This window comes from Streptomyces milbemycinicus (genome assembly GCF_002154605.1).
GTDB classification, from domain to species: domain Bacteria; phylum Actinomycetota; class Actinomycetes; order Streptomycetales; family Streptomycetaceae; genus Streptomyces; species Streptomyces milbemycinicus.
In genome coordinates, this window is record NZ_MUNE01001304.1 from 1 (window position 1) to 225 (window position 225).

General features: G+C 74.7%; 1 protein-coding gene. It reads left to right on the top strand.

Features of this window, described 5'->3' with window-relative positions; all coding sequences use genetic code 11:
* Nucleotides 1–225, top strand: a 225-nt coding sequence (locus CCN51_RS52760; RefSeq protein ID WP_245881921.1) for an amidase family protein, incomplete at both ends; no start/stop codon positions are given.

The following is a 225-nucleotide window of genomic DNA, read 5'->3' on the forward strand; positions in this document are numbered from 1 at the left end:
GCCGTCGCGGCGGGCGTGGTGCCGCTCGCCCTCGGCTCGCAGACCGCCGGTTCACTGACCAGGCCAGCCTCCTACTGCGGTGTCGCGGGATACGTCGCCCCGGTCGGCGCCTGGTCCATGCTCGGCTTCACCGGACTCAGCCCGAGCCTGGACGCGCCTGGGCTGCTTGCCACCCGAGTGTCCGACCTGGCCAGGGCCGTCGAGGCTGTCGACGGCAGCCGGGCC